The organism is Rhizobium sp. AN73 (assembly GCF_030757975.1).
Taxonomy (GTDB): Bacteria; Pseudomonadota; Alphaproteobacteria; order Rhizobiales; family Rhizobiaceae; genus Agrobacterium; species Agrobacterium arsenijevicii.
Genome location: NZ_JARWME010000001.1, coordinates 1,346,722 through 1,362,527 on the forward strand (window position 1 = coordinate 1,346,722; position 15,806 = coordinate 1,362,527).

The 15,806-nt window shown below is 55.1% G+C and carries 8 protein-coding genes; 5 read left to right on the forward strand and 3 right to left on the reverse strand.

Annotated features, from left to right (window positions below; all coding sequences use genetic code 11):
* Positions 1–134: 134 nt before the first annotated feature.
* Positions 135–1,871, reverse strand: coding sequence for a hypothetical protein (locus tag RBH10_RS05965; RefSeq protein ID WP_281037832.1), 1,737 nt, complete (start codon positions 1,869–1,871; stop codon positions 135–137).
* 701 nt (positions 1,872–2,572) lie between these two features.
* Between RBH10_RS05965 and RBH10_RS05970 the strand changes: the two genes are divergently transcribed.
* Positions 2,573–3,034, forward strand: a complete 462-nt coding sequence (locus RBH10_RS05970; RefSeq protein ID WP_281037831.1) for a 2'-5' RNA ligase family protein — start codon at positions 2,573–2,575, stop codon at positions 3,032–3,034.
* Between the two features lie 123 nt (positions 3,035–3,157).
* On the opposite strand, the gene RBH10_RS05975 is transcribed toward RBH10_RS05970, so the two are convergent.
* On the reverse strand, positions 3,158–5,128 hold the full coding sequence (locus RBH10_RS05975; RefSeq protein ID WP_281037830.1) for an ATP-dependent endonuclease: 1,971 nt from the start codon (positions 5,126–5,128) through the stop codon (positions 3,158–3,160).
* A 499-nt stretch (positions 5,129–5,627) separates the two neighbouring features.
* Between RBH10_RS05975 and RBH10_RS05980 the strand changes: the two genes are divergently transcribed.
* The 3 genes from RBH10_RS05980 (at position 5,628) to RBH10_RS05990 (ending at position 9,045) form a co-directional block, all read left to right on the forward strand.
* A complete protein-coding gene (locus tag RBH10_RS05980; protein WP_281037829.1) occupies positions 5,628–6,287 on the forward strand; it encodes a flagellin in 660 nt (219 codons plus the stop codon).
* A 125-nt stretch (positions 6,288–6,412) separates the two neighbouring features.
* Entirely contained in the window at positions 6,413–7,030 is a 618-nt protein-coding gene (locus RBH10_RS05985) for a hypothetical protein (protein ID WP_281037828.1), read from the forward strand.
* Between the two features lie 44 nt (positions 7,031–7,074).
* Positions 7,075–9,045, forward strand: a complete 1,971-nt coding sequence (locus RBH10_RS05990; protein WP_281037827.1) for an AAA family ATPase — start codon at positions 7,075–7,077, stop codon at positions 9,043–9,045.
* On the opposite strand, the gene RBH10_RS05995 is transcribed toward RBH10_RS05990, so the two are convergent.
* Entirely contained in the window at positions 9,001–9,576 is a 576-nt protein-coding gene (locus RBH10_RS05995) for a type II toxin-antitoxin system VapC family toxin (RefSeq protein ID WP_281037826.1), read from the reverse strand. The genes RBH10_RS05990 and RBH10_RS05995 overlap by 45 nt on opposite strands.
* 511 nt (positions 9,577–10,087) lie before the next feature.
* On the opposite strand from RBH10_RS05995, the gene RBH10_RS06000 reads away from it, so the two are divergent.
* Positions 10,088–15,652: a DUF3320 domain-containing protein gene (locus tag RBH10_RS06000; protein ID WP_281037825.1), complete on the forward strand. Its 5,565-nt coding sequence runs from the start codon at positions 10,088–10,090 to the stop codon at positions 15,650–15,652.
* Positions 15,653–15,806 lie beyond the last annotated feature (154 nt).

The window sequence follows — 15,806 nt, forward strand, 5'->3', positions numbered from 1 at the left end:
CTCAACTTAATGGTTAATTTCGATGATCTATGGCCGGCAGGCGGTCGCTCTTGGCCTTCGGCAGGCGCGTGCGAGCGGGCCAGACGCAGCTAGGTATTTTTTAAGCTCGGAGGAAGTCCTTCGCCAAACCAAACTCAACGGAGATTTTCGGCGATCGTCCGATAGCACGCGTCGTCTTTACCGACGTCAGTTTTGGTGATTGGTTTCCAAATATCTCGGTCGAAATCGAAGAACTCGACCACACATGTATTGGTATCGTAGTTCAGCCACTGAGCGGCCACCAGCCTGCTGTCGCGGCGAAAGTCCAAACTCAGATACATGTGCTCTTCGCCACCACGTGGGAAGGACGCCGGGCGACCCGTTTGATTGTTGGCGACGATAACGAATGAGCACCCGGTACCGCACCCGATCTGGATGAGGGTATAATGGCCTGCGAAATTTGGTCCTTGCCGCATACCATCGCGAATACGGGTCCTGAAACTATTGAATTCGCGATCACGCCCCCTGAAGTCTGGCATAATGGTCTTTCCCAAAAAACGGCCTTGGGCTGGATAGCTGGAAAGGTCCGGCCGCTTGAATGTTGCGCTCGACGCAATCCCTACCGCGCTTTCCTGATTGTAGGATGTCGCTTCACAGGTGTGCCAGCGCATTTGATAGCCGTATTCCCCCTCACGGCCATAACACCATCCTGCAGCTTGCAGCTTATCGCTGATGGCTTCGCGTCGTTCACAGGCCACATTTGTTTCCGGCAAATCACCGCTGCCGCCGCGACAGGCACCATTTTGTTCCGTCCATTGGGATATCAGACGTACGGGTTGAGAGACGCCCTTGTCGGTCTGAATAACCTTGCTCGATTCGGAGAGGATTACGCCCGCCCTCTGGTCCCAAACCAGAGAAAACTCGGCGGAGCCGGATGAAATACGGTTGCCGACGTCGCGTTTCGTGTACCAGTCAACAATGCCATCCACCTTGCAGGTTTCCGCGCAAGTTACTTTCGTCGAGCCTGCCTGCACGCTGTAGGCGCGGACTGGCCATCTGGTCACAAATTTCCGCTTCTCGGCAATCACCACGGATTTAGGTGTGGGTTTGCCGTAAAAGTCCACAGTGTCGCCATACGCCTTTTCCAAAAACGTCAGCGCCTCGACGTTCCCGCGAGACCAAGCGTCGTGGTATGACGCTACGAAGGCTAATGCTTTTTCCTCTGTTGTCGGCGCAGCGGCTTTGGTGGTTGGCGGGATTGTAGGCACGGCCGTCGGGGCGACCTTGGATGCAGCAGAGGATTCCGTCAAGTCGGCCAGACTTCCCCACGTCACTTTATAGCTCTGCATCTCGTTGGCGGTGAGATAACGCATGTCGTTGCTGGGAACGGACAGGCTGAGCTGGAGCAGTTTCGGGTCGACATCCATCTCCAGAAGGTACGTCATGATCTGGGCGGTCAGCGCCTGAACCGCAGCGACTGCAGTGTGCCCCTCGACAATCGCTTCCGGCGAGAAAGAGGATTGGTGCACACCGATCGCGCCTGGCTCTGCCTGCCGGTTCACGCCTCCGACGAAAGCGAGTGCACAGGCCGAAGCGCATTCAGCGGACCGGAGCTGCAGCGTCGATAGCCCGAGCGATCTGATCATCCTCCCATACGCCATCGCCGTTGCAACGTTGCCGCCGTTGCTGTTGAAGGTGATCAGCTTGGCACCGCTTGCGGCGACTTCACGCGCAAGTTGGTCAGGATTGTCCGATGTCGTGAACTCACCTTTCAGCAGGAGAACGGGTGAAGAGCCGTCAATTGGAACACGCTCAAGGGTGATGTCCGCATGTGAGACCCCGGCACAAGCGATGGATGCCGTAACCGCTACCAATAGAATACGCTGAAACACGACCTCTGCCCCCGTTCGCTTTCAGATGCATGCTATCGCGTCAAATCCCACGCGCAATATGGAAAGCCGCCACACCGGGTTTGATAACTGCCTTGAGTAAGTGAAGAGAGTCGATGATGGTACGTGGTCTGGAATTGGCCATCCCTCGCTATTGCGGGGATGGCCCAGGACGTCAACGTAAATTGCGCCTATTGGTAAGGCGCTCTCTCCGGGTTTTGAATATATTTCCGTCAAAAAGACCGAAAGATTTCCAACCGTCTTCCTTGATCTCACCATACAGAATACGGAACTATAACAGTTCCGTCACCAATATCTTCTGTAATGGAGACCGTGAATGTCCCGCCGATCTCGGAATTCACGTCAAAGACCTCTTCGCCGAGAGCTGGCGTGGTCGCGATAGCTCGCATACGTGCTCCAATGCTCGATGAAAGTCCGGGCGTGGCGCACAAGCGAAAGGATGAACTTGCGCTTATGCGCTTAGAGTTCGGTTTGCCTGAGCAAAAGTATCTGCCTCATGATATCCCCCTACGTAGGAATTTCTGACCGATGGTTCGGCGTAGCTGTCCTGCCATAAGCAACAGATGCCGTCAATCAGCGGAAGATACGCAACTGAGTTCGGCTGTTTTGATCCAAGGCAGAGGCTCGACCCGCAACACCTGGTTGATGGAAGGTCGAACAGAAGCGCACAATGGATGCAGCAAATGCCTTATGGAATCTGCCTGAAGAGCTGCAACGCTACGGGAAGTGAAATCCTGAAACTGTGGGACGAGGCAAGCATATTTGAGCAATCGCCGAGAGACGTCAGCGCGATCATGGCAGAGGTCTTTTCGACGCAGAAAGAACTTTTGATCACATTCGACGCAGTAAAATATTTTGACAATGAGACCATGGTTCTCTGGGCAAAGCCCCGTTCGAACCGCGTTTTGTTAGGCATACACGGCAGACTACTCGGTCACTTTGATCCGCTGAGCTGTCACGAACATTACCGCGTTGGTCGGTGGGTTCCTCATTGCTCCCTCGCGACTGCGGTGCCGCAGTCTGCCAAACCAGCAGCAATCCAGTGGGCCGAAAGCCGAAGGCTAAAGTTCACCGTCGAATTTGATGTAGCAGATTTTGTCCAGTTTCCGCCGGTCGTTGTGCAACAAGAACTGCGATTGCGTTGAATGTCTACTTCTGGAGATTCAACGCCATGACGGCGGCCGGCGCAAAGCGGGTATTGAAACTCGGTGCGATGCATTGATCACTGCGACTGGCTATACCAGGGCGTCGACGGTAATGCCGATCCATCATGCGAGCAACTTGTTCAGAGCCTTTATAACGGTTTCGGCGCGCTCCAGTGTTGCCAATACATCGTTCGTGTCGCCATCAAGGAGACCAGGGTTTTGGAACAACCAAGCAGCAGGCGTGTAGTGGTTGAACTCTGGCGTTTCGGGCGGCATCAAGCGCATACAGGACTCGACCTTTTTCAGGAGGCGTGGGGACTCTCCGCCCTCTGACTCCATTCTTGCAAGGGTTATCTCGTTAGTTGCTGGAATACCTGAAGAGACGTTCACCATCTGTAAGTATACCGCGTCGGCGAAGACATCTTCAGCGTCGGCCTCGACCTTTCCCAAAAGAGTGGCGAAGGTGAGAAGTCGATCATCCTCCAGTATCTGCTTCTGCCTGAGAGTATCGAATTTCTTCCGATCACTAAGGGCAAAGTCGCTTAACACTGCAATGTTCAGGTTCTGCCCCGAGAAGAGCGATACAAAGGGTTGTATCTTATCGATACCTCCAGCAGGACAAATCGTCCACTTGGGATTCAACGTGGTCCGGCCCCGTCGCCCGAGAGCGTCCGACCAGGACCGAAGGAAAAGTATATCGCCAGGCCCTTCGACCAGCAGGGTATGTTTTCCGACAAAGAGACTTTGCGTGAGCTCATAGCCAAGTGCGCCCTGCAAAGGAAACAGCGTGTCTCGGTCCACCGCTAGGGGATCGCTTCGGACCCTGGTACCTTCAGAATCCCACCTGCCTGGGCGGGACTGCAGGACCCTATCCTCGACAATTCTGACTTCCGGCAGGCGTTCCGTCGGAACCATGAAGGGGGAATGCGTCGAAAATATCAATTGATGGTGAGGGGCGAGTTTGTCCTCGAAATAGCGTAATAGGTCGGCCTGGGCTTTGCCATGCAACGTCAGCCCTGGCTCATCGAGCAACAAGAATAATGGAGCTCCACCTTTCCGCACCTGCGCGAACTTCACGAGAAACGAGAAGAACCAGGTGAACCCAGCGCTTCTTTCCGAGAACGGCACCGTGACCTTGTGAAGATTGTTCTTCACCCGCGCTCGAGCGACAACGCCGTCGTTGAAGGGAGCAGGATCACCGGGCTCTCCCCTCGTGACGCGAACCTCGATTTCAAGATGCGGATTTTGGGTCCAATACTCCAAGAGTTGATCCGTGATCCGGATGGACGCTGCCTCGCATTTTGAATTCAGACCTTCAAAGGTCTGTGCCGCTTTGATGTCATCAATCGAGGTCCCTGCATACTCTAAGAAGTCGATGAAAACCCGTTCTCCGGCGTCGACGGGCGGTGCATGATTACCGCTCTCCCGTGCCCGATATGTGTCAAGTCTCAGCTCGCCGACCATGCGGTCATAGTGTGAGAAGTACATGAAGGCGGGCAAGTAGCCGGTTAGAAGGTGTTCGATCTGTCCGCGGACATTGTGCCCCTTGAAAGCTTTCACTCTCGCCAGCAAGGCCTTCTGCTTTTCAGTCGGCCCATCAAGCGCTTCCAGGGCTTTACGCAGTTCGTCGGTCGTGGTGGCCTTCGCCAATGGGGCCTTCTCAGTAGCGTTGAAGTTCGATTGACTGATTAGCAATGCTACGACCGCCGAGTAGTTTATTGGAACATCCCACTCAAGTTTGCCGTTGTATCCGCGCGAGATTGTCGCCGTGTCCGAGTTCAGCGCGTCTGGCCCGAACTCTGAACGTATATCCTCGAGTTCGCTTTCTTCCAACATCCATTCTGTGGTGATGACTGTTGCGTCACCGCCTTTATGGCGCTCCCGATAGTCTTGTAGATGTCGACGCGGGTAATCTCTTTCTACATCATACTGGAAAGGTGTGGACGAATGCGGATTGAAGCCGTTCAAAGCATATAGAATTGCGGATTTTCCTGCTTCATTTTTGCCGACAAGACACAATGTGCCATTCACGTCAACGTCCCCGGAATCCTCAATGCTGCGGAAGTTGGTGACGCGAAATTTCCTAAGCTTCATAACCGCTCCTCCAGTATATCGAACATTTGTATTATTCCATACGCCCAAGGGAAAGCCTTGTGAGGCGGTAGTACAAGATATGCCCAACTTTATGTTGTAATCCGCAGAGTTCGCTAAGCCCAAAGGGTGCATATCACCCAGTTGGTTCCGGAGCCACATGACGACCACTTTTGGCGCTTCTGCGCGACCGCAACCTGCTCAACGGTTAACACCACTAGGCCCTTGACCTCAACTTTGGTTGAGGTCGTACGAATTTGAGGCGGTCGCAGCCCATCGAAGTCGACCACTTCAGAGGAGGACGTTTTGGTCACATATTTTCGCTATTCGAAACCCAAATATTCCTACGGAACGCGTCTCATCGGAACCGTCGTTTTGCAGTTACTCGGCACCGGATTTTTGGCGTTCATCTTTTACGTGCTGGATACGCTTACAGCGAGGCCAACGATAACTTTCGGTCACTTTGTGCCATGCTTGGTGGGGAGCGTCGCTGGCTTTCACTTTGTGGCTTTTCGTCGGCCAGCCACGGACGGCCAGCTTAGCCGTATGGGGACGGGAAGGTGCAGACGATGGACGTCAGCGCCATGGACACCCTGCTCCTGAACGACGATTTCGGCAGCTACCCAACCACCTATCCAGGGGAGTTCAATCCCGAGCAGACGCTGTTCGACGGCAGCGACGTCATAGACGCGCCGGAATCGTTTACCCCCGCGTCGATCTACTGGTACAACATCCCCGTCTCCAATCCCGTAACCGGGAACCCGGAAGCCTATCCGGTCAGCCCCACCTATATTCTCCAGTCGATCGAAAACCATGCGTCCGCTTCGGATCGGATAGGCGGGGCCTATACAGTAACCTCGTCGCAAACATCGACGGCAAAATCCAGCAGCTCACCTCCAAGATGGCCTATGTCGGGTCGGTGCAGTCGGCGCTCGACTTGTACGACGAGAACAATAAGAAGCGGATCGACGTCGCGACACGGGGCATCGGACGGCTGGTGGATGCCGACATGGATGCTACGTGCCTCAAGCTGAGGGCGCTGGAGACCCAGCAGCAATTGGCGATCAATGGACTACATGTCGCCAATTCCCAACCATCGACACTTCTACAGCTTTTCCAACAGCAATTTTCGACGCATAAAAAATCTGAAGGGATGTATTGACCTTTGGATATTTGTTCACTAATTGTTCTCGCATGCAAAAGATGAATCGCCTCATACGAATAGGTTGATCCCCGCTCGCCGCGATAATCGCGGCCTCGATCAACCGTGCTTCTTTGAGGTTCAAAATGGGTATCGCACAGCGCGCGAAGTTGCTTCGCGCCAGCCGTCATTCCGCTTCCATCCGTACGTTCTATCCAGCGGTCACCGTCAAGTGCGACAGCCCGCCAATCTTCAGATCACAGGCGGCGCGTGATGCGGCCTGTCTGTTTGACGTCAATCCATCGATCTCGTCATGGCACTGCATGCCGCTCTCGCTCGACTACAATGGAGGTGTTCACGTCCCTGATTTTGGTATCCTCGACGCTGATGGTGGGCGGTTGTTGATCGACGCGCCCGACAGGGTGATGCCAACCGACATCACGGAACTTGAAGCCTCCGCCTTTCGTCATGGGGCCAGGTATCGACGTTTGCTCACCGATGAAGTCTACGACGGGCCACGTCTTCAGAATGCCAAAGACCTGCTTCGGTATGGCAGCATCGTGCTGGCACTAGGTGACCGTCTGCGGTTGCTGAACGTCCTCGATGACCACGGCAACTTGACCATCACCGAATGCCTGACCGTATTCACTGAAACCAAGCCAGTTGCCGGACTGGCCCAGATGATCCTGCGCGGTTTCGTCGAAGTCGATCTCGATACGGAATTACTCGGCCCTGAGACAATGGTGCAGCGGATACGGACCTGACCGCCCGGCAGCGTCATCATCATTCCCAGTGTTCCGAGGCATACATGCAGTCTTATAGCGATAACCTGATCGCCAATCGCGATCCGTTTCACAGCTCGAAATACGAGCTTACCCTGCCGACCCATCTCGCCATCATCGCAATGTCGAGATCGATCCGCCAGTTGCTGAAAAGGCGATCGTCGTTCGTGGCGGCTTTCGTCATGCCGCCTAAGGCTGATGTTCATGCCCACAAGATGGCAGCGAAATATCTGCTCGAAGGGATTGTTCCGGTCGGTGGTGAGCATGGCAACAACTACGTTCTCGTCATCGGCGAAGAGACTGAACTTGCCGACGATTTCCAGGCGTTCAGAAAACTTCGAGAACTCAAACGGGCGATCATTCTTCTCCAGGACGAGGAGCTTCTTTCTGACGAGGTCCGCATCGTCGCTGATGTCGTGGTCTCTTTGGCCCTACCGGCTCCGAACGATTATCGGATCGCGGCGCAGCGGATGAGGCTCGGGACTATTACGAACGCCGATGCCGATTTTTTGGCGCACCAATCTCCTAAACGGGTCGAACTCGGTTGGCGGCGCGGACGATCTGTGGCTGTGAGCATCGGGCGTCTCCGTCGGTATCCTCATATCGAGAAAGGAAAGCACCCCTCTGACTCCTTGTCGGCGGGGCCGAGCCTGCACGACCTATCGGGATACGGTGAGGCCAAAACATGGGGCCTCGAACTCGCTGAGGACTTGGCAGCGTGGCAAACGGGTGACCTTGCGTGGGACGATGTCGATTGCGGCATCCTGCTTTCGGGTCCTCCTGGATCAGGCAAGACGTCCTACGCGACGGCTTTGGCAAGAACCTGTAACGTTCCCCTAATCCTCGGGTCGGCGGCTCGATGGCAGGCGACGGGCCACCTCGGCGATATGCTGAAGGCAATGCGCAAAGCGTTTGCCGAGGCTGCGCGGCAGGCACCGTCGATCCTCCTGATTGATGAGTTCGACAGTTTCACCAGTCGTGACGATAGAACCGGCAGCAGTGACAACTATCATCGGCAGGTCATCAACGCACTACTTGAACTGCTGGATGGTGCGCAGGCGCATGAAGGCGTGATTGTCATCGGCGCAACGAACTATCCGGACATCATCGATCCAGCGCTTCTTCGGGCAGGACGACTGGAACATCACTTTTCCATTCCGCTCCCGAATGAGGCGGCACGCTACGACATTTTCCGTTTCTATCTTCGGGGAGACCTTGCAGACGAAGCGCTGGACGACGTGGTGTCGGCAAGCGAGGGCTGGTCTGGTGCCGACATCGAACGGTGTGTCCGTGATGCCCGACGCCATGCGAGAAGAGCAAAACGCTCGGTGTTGCTCAGTGATCTCGCCACAGCCATGCCACCAGTCATCCCAGTTCCAATGGCCGTACAACGCTGTGTCGCTGCCCACGAACTCGGACATGCCATTCTCGGTGTTTTGCTCGAGGCCGATCCGTTGGTGTCGGTCTCGATCGAGAAAGCCATCCAGACTGATAGCCGATCACGATCCCTGGGTTACACGGCGTTCGAGGAGCGGCTGTTCAGTCGAAAGACTTCAACGTATTTTCGCAACAAGATCGCCACGCTTCTGGGTGGTATCGCAGCCGAAGAAGTGTTGTTCGGGGAATTCGGTAGCGGTGCTGGTGGCGATCCATCGGCCGACCTCAACCGTGCGACTGATCTGGCGACGATGATGGAAACCAAGTGGGGTCTTGGGAAAACCCTGGCTGTCGAACCTGGTGACAGTCCACGTGAATTGTCGGCATTCCGTCACCGCCGCAAGGCTCTCAGCAAATCAGTCGAGGCGACATTGCAGGCGGAGTTTCGGCGCGCGAAATCCCTGCTCGAAGAACATAGGGATGCCCTTCTCGATCTTCATGCCGGTCTTTTGCGGGAGGGCAGTTTGGCCGCTGCGGTAGTCAGAGCTGCCGTAGAAAGGATCGAGAGCTTTGGTCTACCTCATAAAGCCAAAACCGCTGGATACGAACTCGGGCAATGAAGGCGGCGTCATTCCGTAATCGTCGTTGGGTATCACAGCGTGACGTGGAACGTGCCATTGAACTTCAACGGGGTGAAAAACGCCCGGTAACGGGAAGTACTTGTCGATCAGGATGAAATCTTTCACGTTGAAGGAAGCGATCGGCATCTGATGAGTGATCGACAGGGCCGCGAAGAGTAGATCGTGTCCGATTTTATCCTTCTTCTGCTCTGGACTTGGCACATGTAGATGTCGGAGGGGTCCGACGGTGGTCATTTCGGCATAGAGATTGGCGGCTTTGGATGTGAGTTCGGCGAACTGGAAGTCAACTGAAAGGATGTCGTCAATCCAGTTGTGGAGTCGTTGCGCTTTTTGTGGATCGTGTTTCAAGGCCAGATGGGCACCCCGCCTCAACTCTGCTATAGCGGGGAACGAAATGGCGAGTGACTCTGTTCCCATAGCCTTCATCCACGATCGCAAACCAGGTGGAGGTCTTTGCAAACCTGCATTGCTCAGGATGTTCGTATCCATCAGAAAAATGGGGCCTGCCATTTCTAAAACCTCGGATGTAAACGGAAACACCGGAGGTCGTAACCGGCAGGTGCCGGTTTTCCGTAAACATTGAAGTATAGAAGTCATAATCGAAAATTGGAGAGACGGTGACGATGTCACGAACCTGGACGATTGATGAGGCATCTGCCGAACTCCCGAGCTTACTACAAGCAGCACGGACGTCGTCGCAATATATCATTGTCCCCGATGGCAGATTCGAGGTCGCCTTCAAAGACGCCGGGCGCAAATCATTAGATGATATTCTGGATAAGCGAGGGCCTTTGAAGCCGGGAGACATTGAGCCCCAAGCCTAGCCGTCTTGAAATATTGGATGCGCACAAAGATTTTTGGGTTGTTGCCCCTAGTGCCTTCGATAACAGATTTGCGCGGGTGGCCTCTGACGTATTGTAAAAAAGTCAGAGGAATACTGCAAGTTGCTAACGTCTTTTCGACATTGCTACTAGACGTTCAAAATTGATTATGCATTCTCGCTGGAAGCAGGGGGCATGCCATGACAAATTTGATTTCTGACACAGACCAGAACGCTGAGAACTCGGTTTTCCAGAGCTCGCTTTCCGTAGAGGCCAAGATCGAGACGGCGCGAACGGAACTGCTTGATTTTTCGGCTCGTAATCGCCTGCTGAATGTCCCCCGGTTCTCAAAAAGCGCGAAGACCGTCGATATCGTCGACGAGCGTTCCTCTGAGGTCTTCCGTATTCTTGTGAGCGAAGGCAAGGCGATGACCTTTCTCGCAGGCGCGAAAGGCCGCGATTCCAAAAGCGGGGAGGGCTCGGAAGACCTGATCGAGCTCGCGCTACCAGAGGATGATGACCGTGATGAGAACGGTCGTCTCGTAAGGCATGGCGATACGAAACTACAGACGCGGATGACCCCGAACGCGCTTCAGAAGCGTCTGCTTGATCTCTATTTTGACGCACGGACCCTCGAAGAGGAGCAGGGGGTTAACATCCTCTATCTCGGCCTCGGTACGTTGAAATGGATTGATCCGAACAATGCCGAGAATATCAGGTATGCCCCTCTTATTCTTGTGCCGGTTATGCTGGAGCGTGGTAGTGCAGCCGAGCGTTTCAAACTAAAAGCGCGGCAGGAGGACTATGCCTCCAACTTGTCGCTCGAAGGTTTTCTGGATCGCGTCCACAAGATCACGATGCCGACGTTTGAAGCAACCGATCAGTTTTCCTTTGACGATTACGCCGCGCAGGTTGCTGCGGCAATCTCCATTAAGCCGAATTGGTCTGTTCAACCCGACGACATCGTCCTTGGGTTCTTTTCATTCGCAAAATTTCTGATGTACAGGGACCTCGACCCAAGCCTCTGGCCGCAGAACGCCAAGTTCACCGATCGTCCACTTATTACGTCCCTTGTTTCAAATGGTTTCACCACGAGCAAGGAGTTGTTGTCCGAGGACGCAAACATCGATGCGCACATATCTCCGAGCGAGATGACGCACATTGTCGACGCGGACAGTTCACAGACAGCGGCGATCCACGAAGTCCGAAGGGGACGCGACCTCGTTGTTCAGGGGCCTCCGGGAACCGGGAAGTCCCAGACCATTGCAAATATTATCGCCGCTGCGGTGGCAGATGGTAAGACTGTCCTCTTCGTGGCAGAAAAGATGGCAGCTCTTGAGGTTGTCAAACGTCGTCTTGATAACGCCGGAGTGGGGGACGCCTGCCTCGAGTTGCATTCGAACAAGGCGAACAAGCGTGCTCTTCTGATGGAGCTTCAGCACACCTGGGAACTGGGTGCCCCGCGGGGTGAGTCCGCGGATGCGCTGAACAGGAGCCTGGTGGACGCGCGCGATAGCCTGAATAGTCACCCTGCGCGTCTCCACGAAAAGTACCAACCGTACGGTCTGACGCCGTTTCAGGTGATTGGGCATCTGTCGCGGTTGCGACGGATCGGAATGCCGCCCTCCGACATCGAGCTTACAGGCGCAGTCAACTGGACGCCTGACTATCGCGAGCGGATTGTCGCGCTTTTGACTGAGCTCGCGCAGCGCATCGATGATATCGGGATTCCCTCGACACATCCCTGGTGCGGTGTCGGCCTTACAGGAATTACCCCTCTCGATCTCGAACGACTGGTCGTGAGATTAAATGATGCCAAAGCTTTTTCCGAGCGTGTAAGCGACGGGATGAGATCAGTCGCGGATGCGCTGGAAACTGAACCTTCGAATACCTTCACGGCATTTGCTGCAAGCGTGAAGGTTGCTGAACGCCTGGCAACGAGACCTGAGGGCGCGGATTATGAGGCGTTTGGAAATGGCGTGTGGTTAGATGCGTTACCAGACGTAGATCGCCTGATCAAAGACGGTGCCGAATATAGCCGGCTCGCCGCGGAAGTTGATAAAACGATGGTTGAAGCCGCCTGGGGTGCTGATCCGGCTTCACTAATTGGCATATTCCGGCGTCTACCTTCGGATTTCCCGCAATCAGGGTTTGGGACGATCGCGCAATTAAATGGGCTAATCCCGCGCTTTCTAAGCGCTGCGATGTCGCTGGGAACGACGCTCGGCGTCAAGGCATCCCCGACTATCGGATCAATTTCACGATTGGTTACGATTGGCGAACGCGTTGCCGAAGCGCCTGATGTCAGCCCAGACGCGTTCGTAGCCGCAATTTGGGAACGGGGGCTTGAACAGGCGGGTGATCTCGCCGAGGCAGTAGCAACGTACCGTAAAATTAAGACGGAATTGGCGGGAAAAATCGCCGATCAAGCGTGGGATATGGATTTCGTTGCTACCCGCACTGCGGTGGCAATGCACGGGGATCGCTTGCTCAAATTCCTCAGCGGCGACTGGAGACGAGCAAAGGCGTTGCTAAAAACGGTGATGCCAGAGACGTCGCCTGCAGAAGCCGTCCGCATTCTCGATCTTCTTCAGAAGGGCAAAGATGCCCGTAATGCGATAAAAGAGGGTGACGGTCTTGGACGCTCGGCATTCGGAGCCGATTGGCGTGGCGAGAAATCTGATCCACGTCCGCTTGAAAGCTTGGTCCTATGGATGAGAAGCCTGCGAGGCGTGGGATCGGAAGCGCGGGCGATTGCGGGTAGGCTGACAGATAAATCGGCGGTGGCGTCTCGTTGTGAGCAGGTCCGTGCTTTGCTTGACGAAACCCGTCGAGCGCTTCTTTCTCTTTGGACAGACCTTGGGTCGGGTAACGCCGAATTTTTCGGCGGTTCGTTGGACGTCGACGAGATATCCTTGCTCCAGACCGCGCCTGCAATTACCGATTTGACGAATGCGGATGCGGCGTTTTCGGACTTGCTTCATGTGCCGCTTACTGATGCCGCAGCTCGGGTAAAAGCCCTCGGGACCCTCGCGACGGCGCAGCGTTGCAAGCAAACGTTGGAAACCAGCAGTGCCGTTGGCGTCACTGCGTTCGGCTCGCTTTGGTCAGGAGCGACCTCGAACTGGCCGAAGCTCTCCCAAGTCTACGCTTGGTCAACCGCTAACGCTGACATTCGCAAGCTGGCCTCTCGTGTCGACGATCCGGTTTCGATTTACGATCGTGCCAAAGAAGCGTCCGCCCTCGGAAGAGAGTTCCTTGATCGGATGACCGAACTGTTGGCGATTCTGAAATCGGATACCGAGACGCTGTTCGGCGTTGGCGTGGTAGCTGATGCGCCGTTTGATAAAATGATCCGGAAGCTGGGCGATTGGATCGCCAACGAGGAGCAACTCTCGAAATTTGCGGCTTTTAATGGTCGAGCACAGGAAGCCGCAGAGGCCGGTGTTGCGGACATCGTTGCTCGCCTTGCAGATGGGCGTCTGACAACAGTGAATGTCATTCCGTATTTCGAAATGGCTTATTACGAGGCGTTGCTGAGGGACCAGCACGACCGGACCCCGGAACTCGCTCGGTTCGACGGGGAAGTACACAATCGCCTTGTCGCCGATTTTGCCAACCTCGATCTCGGCCGTATGAAGCACTCGAAGCTTGAGGTCGTCCGAGCTCACCACCGCAAGATTCCTTCTGTCAGTGGTATCGGCCCGGTAGGCGTCCTGCGTGGCGAGATGGCCCGCCGTCGAAACCATATGCCAATCCGGCAACTGATGCAGCGGGCGTCTCCCGCAATTCAAGCGCTCAAGCCCGTCTTTATGATGAGCCCACTTTCTATTGCTCAGTTCCTCCCCCCTGGCGTCATTGAGTTCGATCTTCTCGTGATGGACGAAGCCAGTCAGATACAGCCCGTGGATGCGTTGGGGGCGGTTGCGCGCACGAAACAGGTCGTGGTCGTCGGCGACGAGCGCCAGCTTCCGCCAACGATGTTCTTCTCCAAAATGACATCCGACGGATCGGAACAGGATGACGAAGATGACGGCGCGAAGGTGTCGGATATCGAAAGCATTTTAGGGCTGTTCTCCGCGCGAGGTCTTCCGAGCCGTATGCTGCGGTGGCACTACCGCAGCCGCCACCAATCGCTGATCGCAGTGTCGAACAGTCAGTTCTATGAGAACAAGCTTTTCATCGTACCCAGCCCTTATACGACGGAGGCCGGTATGGGGCTACGCTTCCACCACGTCCCAGGCGGCGTGTTCGAGGACAGCGTGAACAAGGTCGAGGCAAAGGTGGTTGCCGAAGCTATCATCAGGCATGCGCTCGAGACACCACATCTCTCGTTAGGCGTAGCCGCGTTTTCGATAAAGCAGCGTCGAGAAATCCAGGACCAACTGGAACTGCTTCGTCGTCTCAATCCGGAAACGGAGCCCTTCTTTCACTCCCATCCGACCGAACCTTTCTTCGTCAAGAACCTCGAAAACGTGCAGGGCGACGAGCGCGACGTCATCCTAATCTCGGTGGCTTACGCGAAAAATTCCAAGGGCTACATGAGCATGCGCTTCGGTCCGCTTGGCGCAGAAGGCGGCGAACGCCGGCTCAACGTGCTCATCAGCCGTGCAAAGCAGCGGTGTGAGGTCTACGCCTCGATTACGGACGAGGATATCGATCTCGAGCGCGGTAAGGGTAAGGGTGTGTTCGCATTCAAGCTATTCCTTCACTATGCGCGTACGGGGCGGCTATCAATGGCTGCTCGGGCTGACCGCGGAATGGATAGTGTGTTTGAAGAGCAGGTCATGGCCGCACTTCAGGACAGGGGTTATCAGGTCCATCCGCAAGTCGGTATCGCAGGGTTCTTCATCGATCTGGCGGTTGCAGATGATCAGGTTCCAGGCCGCTACCTTGTGGGAATCGAGTGCGACGGTGCGTCGTATCACAGCGCGCGATCGGCCCGCGAGCGTGACCGCCTACGTCAGGCGGTACTTGAGGATCACGGTTGGAACATACATCGTATCTGGAGTTCTGACTGGTTCCAGCGACCTAAGGCGGAACTAGAGCGACTTGTTGAGAAAATAGAGCGAGCAAAAGCCGATGCGATTGCGGGAGGTAACGGTCCAGCAGCGCGGAAGCGTGCTGTGCCTGTTGAAGTCGTCACAATCGATCGAGCGGACGTTACTGAAATTGGACTGCAGGAGGTGGGTTCGGCCTTAGACGTCAACACTCCCTACGAAGAGGTCTCTTTGTACGTCAATGTGTCGTCGGAACTGCATGAAGCCCCTTTGTCAGTGATAGGGTCGCTGGTGAAAAATACGGTGAAAACAGAGACCCCGATCCACAGCGGTGAAGTCATCACTCGTATCCGGACCGCGTGGGGTCTGCAGCGGGCAGGTGGGCGAATTGAAGCGCACGTCAATCAAGCTATCAAGCTTTTGGTCGACCGTAGAGAAGTCGTTCGATCCGGTGATTTTCTTCTTGAACCCGATTCCGAAATCAGACTGCGTGATCGTAGCTCTGTTTCCTCTGCTAGTCTCCGCCGGCTCGAATTGCTTCCTCCGATGGAAATTGATCACGGCATCAAAGCGATCATTGATCAAAGTCTTGGTGGTACGGAGGAGCAAGCAATCAACGCTGTTGCTCGTGGCCTCGGTTTTAAAGCGACAAGCGCGCAACTCCGGGAGATCATTCGTGGGCGTATTGAGGTCCTCGTCACACAAGGCGAGCTTGAAATGCGGGATGGAATGTTGGTGCCTGTGCAGAAGAATCTAGCTGGGTGATCGACGACGCATACACGCGTTGGCACTGTAGAAGACGCGACGCAAGTTACCTCGTCGGCGCTCAGGTCTTTGAGCGGTTGTCTTGTGCGTATGGCGCATAGGACAAAAAGTGCAAAAGCTTTTATTGTCTGATGAGCGACGCTTTGTCTCTTGC

Excerpts from the sequence above, each read along its gene's own strand:
- RBH10_RS05970 (WP_281037831.1), top strand. The coding sequence starts at position 2,573 with ATGCCTTATGGAATCTGCCTGAAGAGCTGCAACGCTACGGGAAGTGAA.
- RBH10_RS05975 (WP_281037830.1), bottom strand. The coding sequence starts at position 5,128 with ATGAAGCTTAGGAAATTTCGCGTCACCAACTTCCGCAGCATTGAGGAT.
- RBH10_RS05985 (WP_281037828.1), top strand. The coding sequence starts at position 6,413 with ATGGGTATCGCACAGCGCGCGAAGTTGCTTCGCGCCAGCCGTCATTCC.
- RBH10_RS05990 (WP_281037827.1), top strand. The coding sequence starts at position 7,075 with ATGCAGTCTTATAGCGATAACCTGATCGCCAATCGCGATCCGTTTCAC.
- RBH10_RS05995 (WP_281037826.1), bottom strand. The coding sequence starts at position 9,576 with ATGGCAGGCCCCATTTTTCTGATGGATACGAACATCCTGAGCAATGCA.
- RBH10_RS06000 (WP_281037825.1), top strand. The coding sequence starts at position 10,088 with ATGACAAATTTGATTTCTGACACAGACCAGAACGCTGAGAACTCGGTT.